At 53.3% G+C, this 14,329-nt stretch carries 11 protein-coding genes and 1 pseudogene; 2 read left to right on the top strand and 10 right to left on the bottom strand.

What is annotated here, in order from left to right:
• Positions 1–172: 172 nt before the first annotated feature.
• From NM10_RS08690 to NM10_RS14660, 10 genes are all read right to left on the bottom strand, one after another.
• Positions 173–1,027 carry a polysaccharide deacetylase family protein gene (locus tag NM10_RS08690; protein WP_020311209.1) on the bottom strand — a complete coding sequence of 285 codons (855 nt, stop codon included), beginning with the start codon at positions 1,025–1,027 and terminating at the stop codon, positions 173–175.
• A gap of 10 nt (positions 1,028–1,037) precedes the next feature.
• Positions 1,038–1,436: a hypothetical protein gene (locus NM10_RS08685; protein WP_020311208.1), complete on the bottom strand. Its 399-nt coding sequence runs from the start codon at positions 1,434–1,436 to the stop codon at positions 1,038–1,040.
• A 228-nt stretch (positions 1,437–1,664) separates the two neighbouring features.
• The gene (gene rpmA, locus NM10_RS08680; protein WP_020311207.1) at positions 1,665–1,949 is read right to left on the bottom strand and encodes a 50S ribosomal protein L27; all 285 of its coding nucleotides are present in this window, start codon (positions 1,947–1,949) and stop codon (positions 1,665–1,667) included.
• Positions 1,950–1,968: 19 nt separating this feature from the next.
• Positions 1,969–2,277 carry a ribosomal-processing cysteine protease Prp gene (locus NM10_RS08675; RefSeq protein ID WP_020311206.1) on the bottom strand — a complete coding sequence of 103 codons (309 nt, stop codon included), beginning with the start codon at positions 2,275–2,277 and terminating at the stop codon, positions 1,969–1,971.
• Positions 2,277–2,588 carry a 50S ribosomal protein L21 gene (rplU, locus tag NM10_RS08670; protein ID WP_020311205.1) on the bottom strand — a complete coding sequence of 104 codons (312 nt, stop codon included), beginning with the start codon at positions 2,586–2,588 and terminating at the stop codon, positions 2,277–2,279. Before rplU ends, NM10_RS08675 begins: the two co-directional genes overlap by 1 nt.
• Positions 2,589–3,623: 1,035 nt before the next feature.
• Positions 3,624–4,790: an N-acetylmuramoyl-L-alanine amidase family protein gene (locus NM10_RS08665; protein ID WP_239639679.1), complete on the bottom strand. Its 1,167-nt coding sequence runs from the start codon at positions 4,788–4,790 to the stop codon at positions 3,624–3,626.
• A 362-nt stretch (positions 4,791–5,152) separates the two neighbouring features.
• Entirely contained in the window at positions 5,153–6,460 is a 1,308-nt protein-coding gene (locus NM10_RS08660) for an S-layer homology domain-containing protein (RefSeq protein ID WP_020311203.1), read from the bottom strand.
• A gap of 420 nt (positions 6,461–6,880) precedes the next feature.
• Positions 6,881–8,338, bottom strand: a complete 1,458-nt coding sequence (locus NM10_RS08655; protein WP_020311202.1) for a [FeFe] hydrogenase, group A — start codon at positions 8,336–8,338, stop codon at positions 6,881–6,883.
• Positions 8,339–8,532: 194 nt separating this feature from the next.
• The gene (locus NM10_RS08650) at positions 8,533–9,900 is read right to left on the bottom strand and encodes an ABC-F family ATP-binding cassette domain-containing protein (protein WP_020311201.1); all 1,368 of its coding nucleotides are present in this window, start codon (positions 9,898–9,900) and stop codon (positions 8,533–8,535) included.
• Positions 9,901–9,902: 2 nt separating this feature from the next.
• Positions 9,903–10,397: an ATP-binding cassette domain-containing protein gene (locus NM10_RS14660; protein WP_020311200.1), complete on the bottom strand. Its 495-nt coding sequence runs from the start codon at positions 10,395–10,397 to the stop codon at positions 9,903–9,905.
• A 213-nt stretch (positions 10,398–10,610) separates the two neighbouring features.
• On the opposite strand from NM10_RS14660, the pseudogene ftsH reads away from it, so the two are divergent.
• Both ftsH and NM10_RS08640 read left to right on the top strand, forming a co-directional pair.
• Positions 10,611–12,361, top strand: a pseudogene (gene ftsH / locus NM10_RS08645) (ATP-dependent zinc metalloprotease FtsH).
• Between the two features lie 245 nt (positions 12,362–12,606).
• Positions 12,607–14,157, top strand: coding sequence for a putative polysaccharide biosynthesis protein (locus NM10_RS08640; protein WP_020311199.1), 1,551 nt, complete (start codon positions 12,607–12,609; stop codon positions 14,155–14,157).
• The last annotated feature ends 172 nt before the right edge of the window (positions 14,158–14,329 follow it).

The following is a 14,329-nucleotide window of genomic DNA, read 5'->3' as shown; positions in this document are numbered from 1 at the left end:
CTCTTGTTTGTAATTATATTTTTATTCTTTATTTTGTAATTAGTTAATATATAGTATTAACATTGTAGAAACAAAATATGACACAAAAATTTTTGTAAAAAAAAGAGCATTCCATGAAATCCCTTATCAAGGGTTTCATAAAATGCTCTTTTTTTGAATAACTGCGACTTTTTTACGGCTGCGGGATATGTTGGGCCAAATCTTTGGTCATCTCTATGTGTTCAAAGTATTTATGGGTCTTCCACAGGAGCGCGCTGAAGGCGCTGAAGGTCAGACGGAACCGGAAGTGTTTGAAGCTGATAGGGCCTTCAAACATGGGGACGCGGTCCAGGTCATACGGGTCGTCCCAGGGGAAGTCGCGGCCTGTTTCTACGGTGAAAGCGTAGCGGTAGCCGGCTCCCCGCGTTTCTTCCATGACCATATCGTTATATTTGCCTTCCGGGAAGGCGATGAAGTGGCACGGTTTCCCTGTCATCTTTTCGATGATGTCTTTGGAATCCTGCAGTTCGTGACGCACGCCAGCCCGGTCAAAGCTGGTCAGGGGCTTATGGCTGATGGTGTGGGACCCGAATTCCATGCCGTCGGCGGACATTTCCTTGACCTGGTCCCAGGTCAGGTAGCCCGGCGTATTCATGAGGTTGATGATCAGGAATATGGTGCCGCGCATGTGGTATTTCTTCAGGATGGGATAGGCGTTTTCATAGTTGTCGACGTAGCCGTCATCAAAGGTGATGAGGACTGGCCGGTCGGGCAGGTCGCCTTCGCCGCGCATGTAGGCATCGAACTGTTCCAGCGTAATGGAATGGTAATCGTTGTCGTGCAGATATTTCATCTGTTCGTCAAAGTTAGCCGGCTTCATGGTCAGCACGGTGTTGAATTTATTATTGACCTGATGGTAGTTCAGGACCGGGACGCCTGTCAGGTGATAGTTCGTCGACCCGAAATACCAAAAAGCAAAGATACCGATAAGGAGGACCAGGACGGTGAGAATGACGCCGATGATCCACGAGCATATTTTCTTCAACATAAGACTTCCTTTATTTTGTTACGTTTTTCAGGGTCTTGATGAAATGGTTCTCAGTCAGCCATTTTTCATCGCCTTTTTCCAGGGCTTCTTTCAGCTCTTTGATACAGATATTTTCCATATGGATCGTTTCGATGGTCGTCGTCATGTATTTCGTTTCTTCATACATGTAATCATCCAGTTCCTGCTTGACCAGGACGTCTTTCAGTTCAAAGAGCAGGTCTTCCGATTCCTGCTGGATGGCCAGCAGTTCGGTCCAGTGGTTGTATTCTTCTTCGGTCAGGACGAACTCGCCGTACATGTCCGTGACCAGCTGTTCCTGGGAACAGAGGATCTGTTTGGCATAATCGACGCCCGTAGACCGGTCATAGACATGGAGCTCACGGTTTTCTCCATTGACACTAACGCGCATGGCGTAACACCTCCGCTTAAGTTTAATCAAAGTACATACATCCTCTATTATACAGGATTTTGAGAAGACGACAAGTGTTTTTTTGGCATAAAAAAAAAGGCTGTCTCATCAAGACAGCCTTTTTTCTGTAGGGGCGCCACGTGGGGCGCCCGCTCCGGGAAAAGAGTCATCCAAATCCCTAACGGGTCGCCCACGAGCGAGCCCTACAAGTTTTGTACTATAAGCTAATTATGCTTCTACAGGGTATACGCTAACTTTGCGGTTGTATTTACCAGCGCGTTCGAAAGCAACTTTACCTGCAGCCGTTGCGAACAAGGTATCATCTTTGCCGATGCCTACGTTCGTGCCCGGATGGAAGTGCGTACCACGCTGGCGAACGATGATGTTGCCGGCTTTAACGATGACGCCGTCATGGCATTTTACACCAAGGCGTTTCGATTCGCTATCACGGCCGTTACGCGTGGAGCCTGTCCCTTTTTTATGAGCGAAAAGCTGTAAGTTGAAATTGAACATTCCGTCCACCTCCTGACGTCTATGAGTCGAGTACGACGTATTCTCCATACTGCCGTACAATTTGTTCCAAACCTGCTACCATAGTCCCTAAGATGATCTGTGAGGCTTCACAGGGCTTGGGGACCTGGACGGATAAGAAGCCATCGTTTACTTCATACGGTACGTCTTGCGAAGCATACTGTATGAGACCCAACAAGGCTGTCTGCGACAATGCCGATACGGCGGCACAGACAATATCGCTGCCGGCTTCGTCATAATCGGCATGGCCTTTTATGGTAAAACCCGTGTAGCGGTCTCTCTTATCGCGATGCATCGTAATGGTAATCATTAGCCTTCAATCTTTTCGATTGTAACTTTCGTGAACGGCTGACGATGGCCCTGACGACGACGGTAGTTGGATTTTGCTTTGTATTTGAAAACGAGGACTTTCTTTTCTTTGCCCTGAGCCAATACTTTTGCAGTTACTTTAGCGCCTTCAACAACGGGAGTACCTACTTTAACATCACCGTCGTTAACGACTGCCAATACCTGGTCGAATACTACGTTGGAATCAACATCGGCATTCAGTTTTTCGACGAAAATGTTGTCGCCTTCCTGGACACGATACTGTTTTCCACCTGTTTTAATAATAGCGTACATGAGTGACACCTCCTCATCAATATACTCGCTGAATACGGCGTCCCTTGCGGGAACTTGTGAGCCTCTCCACGCGGCTTATCCATAGCCACTTATGCTACGACTTCTCTAATATACCATAAACAAGGAGTGATGTCAATGTTTTAGTGGCTAGTGGCTAGTGGCTAGTGGTTCGTGGGGCCTGGCGGCCCCGCAGGTCGCAGGCCGCCTCGGATTCAAATGCCGCTACGCGGCAACAGATTCAGAAGAACGACATCGCCTCGAGTGACCCTCGGCTCGTAGTCCGTAAACCCTCACCATTATACCAGCATGGGCTGTGATGAAATCTCCCTAGCGGGCTCGCCACATGCGAGCCCCTACGCACAAGGCCATGGGCCGTGTATTTTTTTTGTCATGTAACCAGAGTTCTCATTCATCGCCTGTATGCGATATCGTAGGGGGACGCCCTGAAAGGCGTCCAGCCACGGCTGTCCGTTTTGGCAACCGTCCTGCGCCTTCCGTTGGTCGGCACCTGACGGGCCAAAAAGGCCGCCGTGAATCCTGCGCATAGCCGGAATTTATGACAGATGACACCCGGTCGTAATACAATCCTGAGTCTGTCGCGGCATAGCCGCATCTGAGTCCGTGAAAAAGCCGTGACCCGTGATTCGTAGCTCGTAAAATCCGCCATTATACCCGAATGGGTTGTGGTTAAATCTCACGGCGGGCCGCCTTACCCAGGCGGCCCCTACGCACACGGCCAATAGTCGTGTGTTTTTTGCGGTACGCAGGATCGCGGCGACCTGCCACCTGCGGCCGGCGAACTGCGTTCATTCCATGATTCAAAAAAAAAGGGCTTGTCGCACGACGACAAGCCCTTTAAAGTTGTTAGTGGCTAGTTGTTAGTTGTTAGCGGATGGGTTTAAATTTAAAGGTTTTCTCTGCAAACTACAAACTCTGTGCTACAAACTATAAAGTAAACGGGGCCGCGCATGATGGTAGAAGTCTTCGTGCGACAGCCCCGTTTTTACTACAAACTCTGAACTACAAACTTTTCTCTTAATTCCCGTTATGGTTGAAGTAGTCGGCCAGGCCTTTGACGATGCTTTCGGCAAAGTTCTGCTGCTGGGCATCAGAGTTGAGGGCTTTTTCTTCGTTCGGGTTGGAGATGAAGCCCAATTCCAGCAAGGTTGCCGGCATGTTGGTGTGCAAGAGGACGTAGAAGTTGGCCGTCTTGACGCCGCGGTCGGCAAAGTTCGTCGCCTTCATGTTCTGAAGGTGGATGTAGTTGGCCAGACCGTAGTCATACGGGGTCTTACTGTTGTAATAGGCTGTGACGCCGCCTGCTGACGGGGAATCGAAGGAATCGATGTGGATGCAGACGAAGACGTCGGCTTTGGCTGCATTGGCGATGTTGCAGCGGGCCTGCAGTTCTTCGACAGCGCCATCATACGGTGCGTAGACATCGACGTCAGTCGTGCGGGTCATGATGACATTGGCACCAGCTGCACTGAGCAGGGATGCGACTTTCTTGGAAATGGCCAGGGTAATGTCCTTTTCCTTGGAATACGTTCCGACAGCGCCGGAGTCCGAACCGCCATGGCCGGGGTCGATGGCAATGGTCTTGCCCTGGAGGCCCTTGGTCAGGCTGTAGGTCTTGCTGCTGCTATAGGCCGGGACATTGGTTGCCGGCTGCTTGGTAGACGACGGTTTCCAGCTCTGAGATGGCTTGGTCGCCCCTTTGATACCGATATTGGTATCACCCCAATGGCTCCACTGCTTGAGCTTGCCCGATTTATCGTTGATGTCGATGACGACACGGCTCGATACTTTACTGCCTGTTGCCCCGGGAAGGGTAAAGACTTTGACGTCATTCTTGGTGACGGCCCGCGGGACCTTGATGGTCACGTCCGTACTCGACGAGCGAGACGATAAGGTGACACGGGAAATGACGTTGCTGTTGGGCTTATAGCTCTTAGCCACATTCTTGCCAATCCCTGTGTTAGGCAAAGTGACGAAAACATACTCGCCGGAGTTATCGATGTATAGCTTGGGATTGGCCTTACCGCTGACATCGAGGACGGTCCGAACAAAAGGCGTGTTGGCATCTGTTCGCGTTGCCGTCCGCACATTGGTAATTTCCGGCTTAGCCGCTGCCTGGGCCGATACCATCGGTATCAGGAAGACGAGCAGCATAAGCGGAAGGATCCACAATTTTTTCAACACAGTATCTTCTCCTTTACGATCCTAAACTGTTTCAACTTATTCATTATACAACGATTCGGGCGGAATTGGCAATTATTTTCTGTAGGGGCGACCACGTGGGGCGCCCGTTCACGCAAATCCGGTTCACAAGTATTTCACATGTACCCGGCGGGCTCGCCACGCGCGAGCCCCTACAAAACATAATATAAAAAATTAGCAATCATTTTTATCTCGTGGCTCGTGGCTAGGGGTTAGCAGTTAGCAGTCAGCAGTTAGCGAAAAAGGACTGTTTCATGATGGCAGATACCCTTATGAAACAGTCCTTATAAGACAACCTCTCAGACCGCCTTCGGCGGCCAGCTCTCCTATGAGGCGAGCCTTTTTTAGAACAAGAAGTTGATTTCTACGTCGGTGAATTCGTCAGGGTCAGCGGCATTGCCGTGTTTGGTCTGAGTGCCAAAGGTCTGGGCTGCCGTGAGGATGACGTTCTTGGCCAGGGTGTAGTCGATGCCGACGCCCCAGGATTTGACGTTATCCAGGACGCTGTCATCACGCCAGGAGTTGGTCGCACCGCCGAGGAGCGCGCCCTTGTCGGAGTTGATGTATTCGACCCAGGCATCCCAGGAGCCGCGGGCATCGCTGGCAGCCGAACCGTAGGTCAATTTGCCGATCCATACTTCCGGATCATTGGTAACGTCATTATTGATTTTTTCATAGTTAGCCAGGGCGTTCCATTTGCCGAAGTTGAGGCTGGCATAAGCCCCCCAGAGATCATCAGCTTTAAAACCGTTAATACCATTGAAATCATTATAGTAGACGCCGACAGCCGAACCAGCTGCCCGGCCGCCGCCGAAGAAGCCTTCCAATTCGCCATAACCGGTTTTAACACCAAGAAGTCCATTGCCTTCAACTGCAGCATCTTCAACAGTATCACCGGCTTTGAATTTACCATAACCAGCCGTAGCTGCGAAGTGGTCGTTGGTGTATTTCAATTCAGCCCGGTCAAAGACGTCGCCATACTGGAAGCCGTAAGCGTTTTCACCGCCCAGGACGTACGTATCGGTACGGCCGACGCTGAGGTTCCAATGGTTGCCGCCGAAGTTGTAGTCGACTTTGGCATCGTCCGTGAAGATGTTGCCGTTATCGCTGGCAGCGCCGTTATCGGCGAAGTTGATGTCATCCGTGCTGATGCCGTAGGTTACGGTCGTGCGGTCATTGACCTTGGCATTGGCCCGGACGCGGACGCGGTAATCCCAGGAAGCGTCTTTCTTATAGCCCGTGCTGGCCTCGCTGCTGGTGTCCTGATGCTGGAAACGGATACGGGCATCACCGCTGAGTTTTACGTTGCCCACGCGGTTTTCCAGGGCACTGACGCGGACGCCGAGGTTGTTCAGTTCGTCAGCATATTCATCAGCCAATTTGTTGATGAGGGCGCGCTGTTCAACGGACGCTTTGTCCATGTGAGCCATGGCTTTGGCGACCATTTCAGCGGCTTCGTAACGGGTGATGTTGCGTTCGCCCTGGAAATAAGAGCCGTCTACGCCCTGGATGATGCCGGCGTCAGCGAGTTCGACGACGGATTTATAAGCCCAGCTGTCGCTCGGTACGTCGACGAAGGGGTTGGCTGCAAAAGCGCAGGCTGCGCCGACAGCCATCATAGCGGCTAAGGATGTAACGATTTTCTTTTTCATCAATATGACCTTCTTTCTCTGTGTAAAAGCCTGGAAGCATGACACGATGAAGGCGTCCCCCTATCCGCTGCGGTCGAGTGTGCCTAGTTTCCTCTCGCATTACACAAAGGTTTTGCCCACATTGTCCCATTTATCACATGACTTGTTCCAATGAGTACATAGTCATTATACATTTCATGATATTAATTGTCAATATCTTGTTTGGGAGCAAAAAAAGGACCTGTCTTTTATACGACAGGTCCTTTTTCTGTAGGGGCGCCACGTGGGGCGCCCGCTATGAAATATGTAGATTCCCTAACTAGTTTGCTAAAAAAACATCCAAATCCCTAACGGGTCGCCCACGTGGCGACCCCTACGCAGGCTTTTACTAAGAAATTCAACCTCTCCGGCCCTTTGGGCCACCTCCCCTAACAAGGGAGGCTATTCTTCTGTTGTCGGGGATTTATACTTCGGCGACATGGGGTTGGTCTGGGGCGTGAGGTTCTTCATGCGGCCCAGCTGGTCGCTCTTGTCGGAGAAGTAGGTGTGCAAGGTGAATTCGGCCATTTCCGACAGCGGTTCGTCGAGGAAGGCTTCGTAAAGTTCTTCGATTTCCGGGTTCTGCCAGCTGGCTTTGACGTCCGTTTCTTCGTCGCTCTTATAAATCGATGCCGTCCGGGCTTCCTGGACTTTCTTGACCTGCGGCAGTTTGACTTTCGGCTGGCCGCCGCCGCCGATGCAGCCACCGGGGCAGGCCATGACTTCGATGAAGGAGTAGTCTTCAAAGGAGTCGTTCTTGATGAGGTCGTCGATGAAGGCGCGGGCGTTGCCCAGGCCGCTGATGGCAGCGACGTGAAGGACGAAGTGGCCGAAGATGACCGTTGCCTTCTTGACGCCCTGCAGGCCGCGGACCGGTTCAAAGGGAATGAAGTCCTTCGGTGCCGGACGACCCGTGAACATGTGGTAAGCCGTGCGGATAGCCGCTTCCATGACGCCGCCGGAGTTGCCGAAGATACGGCCGCCGCCGGAAGCTTCGCCAAAGGCCTTGTCGAACTGGCCGTCTTCGAGGTTGGCGAAATCGATGTTTTCGTCCTGGATCCACTGAGCCAGTTCACGCGTCGTAATGCAGATATCCGTATCGCGGATTTCCGGTTCATCCCAGAAGAGGCCGGCTGCGCTCAGTTCAGGACGGCGGATTTCCGCTTTCTTGGCCGTGCACGGCGTGACGCAGACATTGACGATCTTCTTGGGGTCGATGTTCTTCTGCTGGGCGAAATAGGTCTTGATGACCGGGCTGAGGATGCTGATAGGACTCTTGGTCGACGACAGATGCTGGAGCAGGTCGGGGTAGAAGGTTTCGGCAAATTCGACCCAGGCCGGGCAGCAGCTGGTGAACTGCGGGATAGGAATTTCTTCGGACTGCAGGCGGTGCAGGAGTTCCGTCGCTTCTTCCATGATGGTCAGGTCGGCGCCGAAATCGGTATCGAAGACATAGTCCGCACCGAGCGTACGCAGGGCAGCGACCATCTTCCCTTCGACAAAGGTACCGGGGTCCATGCCGAAGGCTTCGCCCAGGCCGACGCGGACAGCCGGAGCCGTCTGGAAGATGACGATCTTTTCAGGGTCTTTCAGGGCTGCCTTGACCTTGTCGACATCGTTGACTTCGACGATGGCACCAAAGGGGCAGGCAGACGAACACTGGCCGCAGTGAACGCAGATGGGCATGTCGCCTGTACTGGACAGGGAATAGTAGTCCAACACAGTCTGTGTGTCGGCACAAGCCCGGCGACATAAGGTGCAGTTCTTACACTTCGTCACATCAAATTGAACGGCACAGTTGTGTTCATCAATGGGAACACGACGGTCAATTTTTTCAAAACGGGAATGAAATTCAGGCATATGCAGATACTCCTTTTCGGTCAGAAATTCAGTAAGTTTGAAAATCAGTAACTATGTAACATTTTATCACAAACTTCATTACCTATAGGATAATACAAAGTGGCATGGATTTCCATTACTTTTGTGTAATTCATCTGCCTATTTTTCCATAATTTCTATGCTTTTTTGTAATATTTTAAAAAAATCGCCGTAATCTATGATTTTAAGTCTTCTAACTCACACCATCTTTCGGTCAGCGTATCGACTTTATCCTGCGTTTCCTTCTGCTCGGCCAGCAGGGATTCGACTTCTTCGTAATTGCTCCCGGCGGCGGCAATAGCCGCATTGAGGCCTTTGAGCATGGCTTCGTAGCGCGGCAGTTCTTCCGTGATGCGCCGCAATTCTTCTTCCTGCCGCGACGTCAGGCCGGCTTTTGCTTTGGTAGGCGTAATATTCGTTTTAGTAATAGAAGGTGAAACGGGCTTTTCGCTTTTCTTTTCTTGGTGATGACTGTATTTTTCTTCCAAGTATTCACTATAGTCACCGTAAAAGCGGTCCCATGTCCCCTTTTCTAATGTGAAAAGTTTATCAACCACCCGGTCCAGGAAGTAGCGGTCATGGGATACGACGAGGACGACGCCCTGGAAGGTATCGAGGTAGCGTTCGAGGACGGTCAGGGTCGGGATGTCCAGGTCGTTCGTCGGTTCATCCAGGAGGAGGACGTTGGGCTGGTCCATGAGCAGGCGCAGCAGGTACAGGCGCCGCCGTTCGCCGCCGCTCAGCTTGGCAATGTAGGTATACTGCATTTCTTCAGTGAACAGGAACTGGTCCAGCAGGCGCGTCGCCGAAATGCGCTGACCGAACTGGTTGGTCACGAAATGGCCGTGTTCCTGGACGTAGTCGATGACCCGCATGCCTTCGTCGAACTGGGGCAGCTGCTGGGTAAAGAATCCGAAGCGCACGGTCTGGCCGATAGTGACTGTCCCTTCCGTCGGCGCCAGCTGGCCGGCCAGGACTTTGAGCAGTGTCGACTTGCCGACGCCGTTCTCGCCGATGATGCCGATGCGGTCGTGCTTGACGACGTGATAGGTCACGTGCTGGAACAAAGGATGGGCCGGGTCGTAGCCGAAGGCCATGTCGTCGATGTCGATGATGGTCTTGCCCAGGCGGACGGACGTGTCGAACATTTCCACTTCGCCGATGGGTTTGCCCGCTTCGATGGCGCAGAGCTGTTCATACCGTTCCTTACGGGCTTTCTGCTTCGTCGACCGGGCCTGGGCGCCGCGCTGGATCCAGGCCTTTTCACGGCGGATGAGGTTGCGCCGCTTGGCTTCGCTCGCTTCTTCCCGTTCGAGCCGGGCCTGGCGCTGTTCCAGGTACTGGCCGTAATTGCCGGTATAGGTATAGACGTGACCCCGGTCGAGTTCGATCATGGAATCGGCAACGCAGTCCAGGAAATAGCGGTCATGCGTGCTGAGCAGGATAGCGGCCTTGCTGTCGCGCAGGTATTCTTCGAGCCACATGATGGTCTTGTCGTCGAGGTGGTTCGTCGGTTCGTCCATGATGAGCAGGTCGCAGGGCATGATCAGGCCCGGGCCAGTCCCAGGCGCTTGCGCTGGCCGCCGGACAATTCGTCGACGGACTGGGAAAAATTGGAAATGCCCAACTTACTGAGAATGATCTTGGCATGGGCTTCCAGTTCCCACGCCTGCTGTTCGTCCATTTCGGCACTGAGGGCGACGACGGCTGCATCGTCATCGCGCTGGACCGCTTCTTCGTAGCACTGGAGGAGCTTCATGACCGGCAGGTCGCCGTCGAGGACGCTTTCCAGGACCGTATGGCCCGACACGAGCTGCGGTTCCTGCGGCAGGTAATGGATGCGCGCCTTGGGATTGCGCCAGATCGTGCCGCTGTCGGTGTCGGTCAGGCCGGCAATGATTTTCAGGAGTGTCGTCTTGCCGGCGCCGTTGAAGCCGATGAGGCCCAGTTTCTGGCCGCCGTCGATGGCAAAGGTCACGTCGTCGAAGAGGACGCGCAGGCCATAGGATTTCTTTACATTTTCTACGGTTAATATATTCATTATATGCTTCATCACTTTCTTGGTGTATTTTCTTTTACCCTAGCACATCCACCGGGAATATGCAAGGCAGTCCCCTCTTGCCAGGTCCCGCAAGGGGTGTACAATAAAAGTATAGCTTGATTTTTTCAAAGGATGTGAGGAATTGTGAAAGAAGTCAAAGAAAAGAAGAAACCGATTTTATTCTATTATATCGTCGCTTTGGCTGTCATTTTCATGTTCAACGCCATCGCCCGGCCTTATTATGATTCGAAGAGTGTCAAACAGGTCGATTACGGGACGTTCATGAACATGACGGAAGACGAAAAGATCGCCGACGTCCAAATCGAAGAGAACCAGATTCTCTTCAAGGACAAGGACGGCAACGAATACCGCACGGGCGTCGTCAACGACCCGCAGCTGACGGAACGGCTGCACAAGGCCAATGTCTCCTTCAATGAAGTCATCAAGGAAAAGGATTCGCCCTTTACGGACTTCCTCATCGCCTGGATCCTGCCGATCCTGATTTTCTTCGGCGTCGGCTACTATTTCAACCGCAAGCTCATGAACCACGGCGGCGGCAATTCGCTCATGTTCGGCGCCAAGAACCAGGTCAAGGTCTACGTCCCGTCGGCTAACGGCATCCATTTCGATGACGTCGCCGGTGAAGACGAAGCCAAGGAAAACCTGTCGGAAATCGTCGATTTTCTCCATCATCCTGATAAATACGCCAAAATCGGGGCCAAGATGCCCAAAGGCGTCCTCCTCGTCGGCCCGCCGGGCACAGGCAAGACCATGCTGGCCAAGGCCGTCGCCGGTGAAGCCGGTGTGCCCTTCTTCCCCATTGCCGGGTCGGAATTCGTCGAAATGTTCGTCGGCATGGGCGCTTCCAAGGTCCGCGACCTCTTCCAGCAGGCCAAGCAGAAGGCGCCGTGCATCATCTTCATCGACGAAATCGACGCCATCGGCCAGAAACGCACGGGCAATGCCATGGGCAACAGCGAACGGGAACAGACGCTGAACCAGCTGCTGACGGAAATGGACGGTTTCAACGCCGATGACAACGTCGTCATCCTGGCCGCGACGAACCGGCCGGAATCGCTGGACCCGGCCCTGCTGCGGCCAGGCCGTTTCGACCGCCGCGTCCCTGTCGAACTGCCGGACCTGGCTGGCCGTGAAGCCATCCTCAAGGCCCACGCCAAGAAAGTCGCCCTCGGCGACGACGTCGACTTCCACACTATCGCCCGCATGGCCGCCGGGGCTTCCGGCGCCGAACTAGCCAATATCGTCAATGAAGCGGCCCTGCGCGCCATCCGCGACCACTGCGACGCCGTCAGCCAGGCCGACCTGGAAGAAAGCATCGAAGTCGTCATCGCCGGTTACCAGAAGAAGAACGCCATCTTGTCGGACGACGAAAAGAAGACCGTCGCCTACCACGAAATCGGCCACGCCCTGGTCGCTGCCCTCCAGAGCCATTCGGCACCGGTCCAGAAAATCACCATCATCCCCCGCACATCAGGCGCCCTGGGCTACACCATGCAGGTCGACCAGCAGGATAAATACATCCTGTCCCGGGAAGAACTGGAAAACAAGATTGCCACCCTCACCGGCGGCCGGGCTGCGGAAGAAGTCGTCTTCAACCAGGTCACGACAGGCGCTTCCAACGACATCGAACAGGCGACCAAGCTGGCCCGGGCATGATCACCCGTTACGGCATGACCGACGAATTCGACATGGTCGCCATGGAAACAGTCACCAATAAATACCTCGGCGGCGATACGTCCCTGGCCTGCGCGCCGGAAACGCAGAAATACATCGACGCCAAAGTCGTCTCTGTCGTCAAGGAACAACACGCCAAGGCCAAGAAAATCCTCGAAGACCATCGCCCGGCCCTGGATGCCCTGGCCAAATACCTCTACGAAAAAGAAACGATTACCGGCAAAGAATTCATGGATATTTTGAGAGCGCAGACCGCAGGTCGTGACTAGTGGCTCGTGGCTCGTGGTTCGTGGCTAGTGGCTCGTGGTTCGTAGCTCGTGGTTCGTGGTTCGTGGCTCGTAGGGGCGCCACGTGGGGCGCCCGCCATGAATAATGGCGAATACGTGGCTATCGGCTGACTCCCCTTTGGGACGGCCCCCACGAACGGCTAACACTTCACTATATACAAGGTCTGGCAAATGTGCTAAAATTAATTGTTATGTTGGTAAAAATTTTATAGAGTTAAGGGGTTATCATGGCAAACAAGTTTATCTCCGGCACATTGATCCTGACCTTGTCGGGCTTTGTCGTCAAAGCCATTGGCAGTATCAACTGGATCATCTTGTCCCGTATTCTCGGCGGTGAAGGCATCGGCATCTATCAGATGGCTTTCCCGATTTACCTGCTGGCACTCGATATTTCCAGTGCCGGGCTGCCGATTGCAATTTCCATCATTACAGCTGAAAAAGTAGCCAAACAGGACTATTTCGGCGCCCAGCGCATTTTCCACGTGTCCTTGTCCATGCTCTGTACGACGGCACTTTTTTTGAGTATCCTCATGTTCTTTGGTTCCAGCTTCCTCATCGATGAACACATCATCCGCGAAAGCCGGGCCTATTATTCGCTCATCGCCCTGGCACCGGCCATCTTCTTTACGACGATCATTGCCGGCTACCGCGGCTATCTGCAGGGCTGGCAGCAGATGACACCGACAGCCATTTCCCAGATTGTTGAACAGCTGGTCCGCGTCGTCGTCATGCTCGGCTTCGCCGCGCTCCTCCTGCCGTACGGCCTCGATTATGCCGCCGGCGGTGCCAGTCTCGGCGCCGGCGCCGGTGGGTTTGCAGCCTGGCTGGTCCTGGTCTATTACTATTATAAGTTGAAGCGGACCCTCCCCGTCGACGGGCCGACATTCGAGCAGGAAAGCATCAAGCACATCCTCAAGCGCCTGGTCATCCTGGCTATCCCCATTTCCCTGTCGAGCATCATGCTCCCCGTCGTATCCAACCTGGACCTGCTCATCGTACCGCGGCGGCTGGAAGTAGCCGGTTATTCGACCCATCAGGCCACGGAGCTGTTCGGTTACCTGACGGGCATGTCCGTACCGCTCATCAACCTGGCAACGATCCTGACGGCAGCCATGGCCCTGAGCCTGGTGCCGGCCATCAGCCACAGTTTCACCTTGAAGGAATACGATGAAATCCGCGAACGGACGGCGACGTCCATGCGCATCTCCTTCCTGGTCACCATTCCCTTCAGCGTCATCCTCTACGTCATGGCCGAACCGATTGTCACCTTCATCTACAACGCGCCGGCCGCTACGGATGCCACGCGGGCCGTGGCCATCGCCATCTGCTTCTTGGGCCTGCACCAGATTTCGACGGCTATCCTTCAGGGCCTGAAGAAACCGAAGATCCCGGTCATCAACATGGCTGTCGCCTGTGTCGCCAAGGTCCTGTGCAACTGGTTCTTAGTCGCCATCCCGACCCTGGGCATCACCGGGGCTTCCTATGCGACAGTGGCCGACATCGGCGTCGCTGCCGTCCTCAACATGTTCTTCATTTACCGTAAAATCGGTTACGTTATCGACATCAAAGTCGTCATGAAAAACATCGTCTCTGCCGCCATCATGGGCGTGGCCATGTATTTCATGTACGCCTTCCTCTTCCCTTACCTGGGACTCTTCCTGGACCTCTTCCTGACCTGCATCGTCGGGTCGGCCATCTACATCGGCTGCATGGTCCTCAACGGCGGTGTCACCAAAGAAGACGCAGCCAAAATGCCCCTTATCGGACGATTTTTCTAGAAAAAGGGGCTGTAACAAAATGAGTTTTTTTGCTCATTTTGTTGCAGCCTTCCTTCTTTCCCATAACTAACACAATAGCTGGCATTTTTCATTTTCGTGAAAAATGCCAGCTACCTGTTTTAAGGCGTACTTTAATAAGCTCGCTGTTTTTTCTTTTTTAGCAAGCTACTGA

It is taken from the genome of Megasphaera sp. NM10, from assembly GCF_000417505.1.
In the GTDB taxonomy this organism is placed as follows: Bacteria; Bacillota; Negativicutes; order Veillonellales; family Megasphaeraceae; genus Megasphaera; species Megasphaera intestinihominis.
Note: the sequence above shows the minus strand (reverse complement) of the source record. Positions and strands in the feature narration are given on the sequence as shown.

What these genes read in the sequence shown, in the direction of transcription:
- NM10_RS08675 (WP_020311206.1), bottom strand. Translation starts at nt 2,277, where the DNA reads ATGATTACCATTACGATGCATCGCGATAAGAGAGACCGCTACACGGGT.
- NM10_RS08650 (WP_020311201.1), bottom strand. Translation starts at nt 9,900, where the DNA reads ATGCCCTGCGACCTGCTCATCATGGACGAACCGACGAACCACCTCGAC.
- NM10_RS08660 (WP_020311203.1), bottom strand. Translation starts at nt 6,460, where the DNA reads ATGAAAAAGAAAATCGTTACATCCTTAGCCGCTATGATGGCTGTCGGC.
- rpmA (WP_020311207.1), bottom strand. Translation starts at nt 1,949, where the DNA reads ATGTTCAATTTCAACTTACAGCTTTTCGCTCATAAAAAAGGGACAGGC.
- rplU (WP_020311205.1), bottom strand. Translation starts at nt 2,588, where the DNA reads ATGTACGCTATTATTAAAACAGGTGGAAAACAGTATCGTGTCCAGGAA.
- NM10_RS14660 (WP_020311200.1), bottom strand. Translation starts at nt 10,397, where the DNA reads ATGAATATATTAACCGTAGAAAATGTAAAGAAATCCTATGGCCTGCGC.
- NM10_RS08655 (WP_020311202.1), bottom strand. Translation starts at nt 8,338, where the DNA reads ATGCCTGAATTTCATTCCCGTTTTGAAAAAATTGACCGTCGTGTTCCC.
- NM10_RS08640 (WP_020311199.1), top strand. Translation starts at nt 12,607, where the DNA reads ATGGCAAACAAGTTTATCTCCGGCACATTGATCCTGACCTTGTCGGGC.
- NM10_RS08685 (WP_020311208.1), bottom strand. Translation starts at nt 1,436, where the DNA reads ATGCGCGTTAGTGTCAATGGAGAAAACCGTGAGCTCCATGTCTATGAC.
- NM10_RS08690 (WP_020311209.1), bottom strand. Translation starts at nt 1,027, where the DNA reads ATGTTGAAGAAAATATGCTCGTGGATCATCGGCGTCATTCTCACCGTC.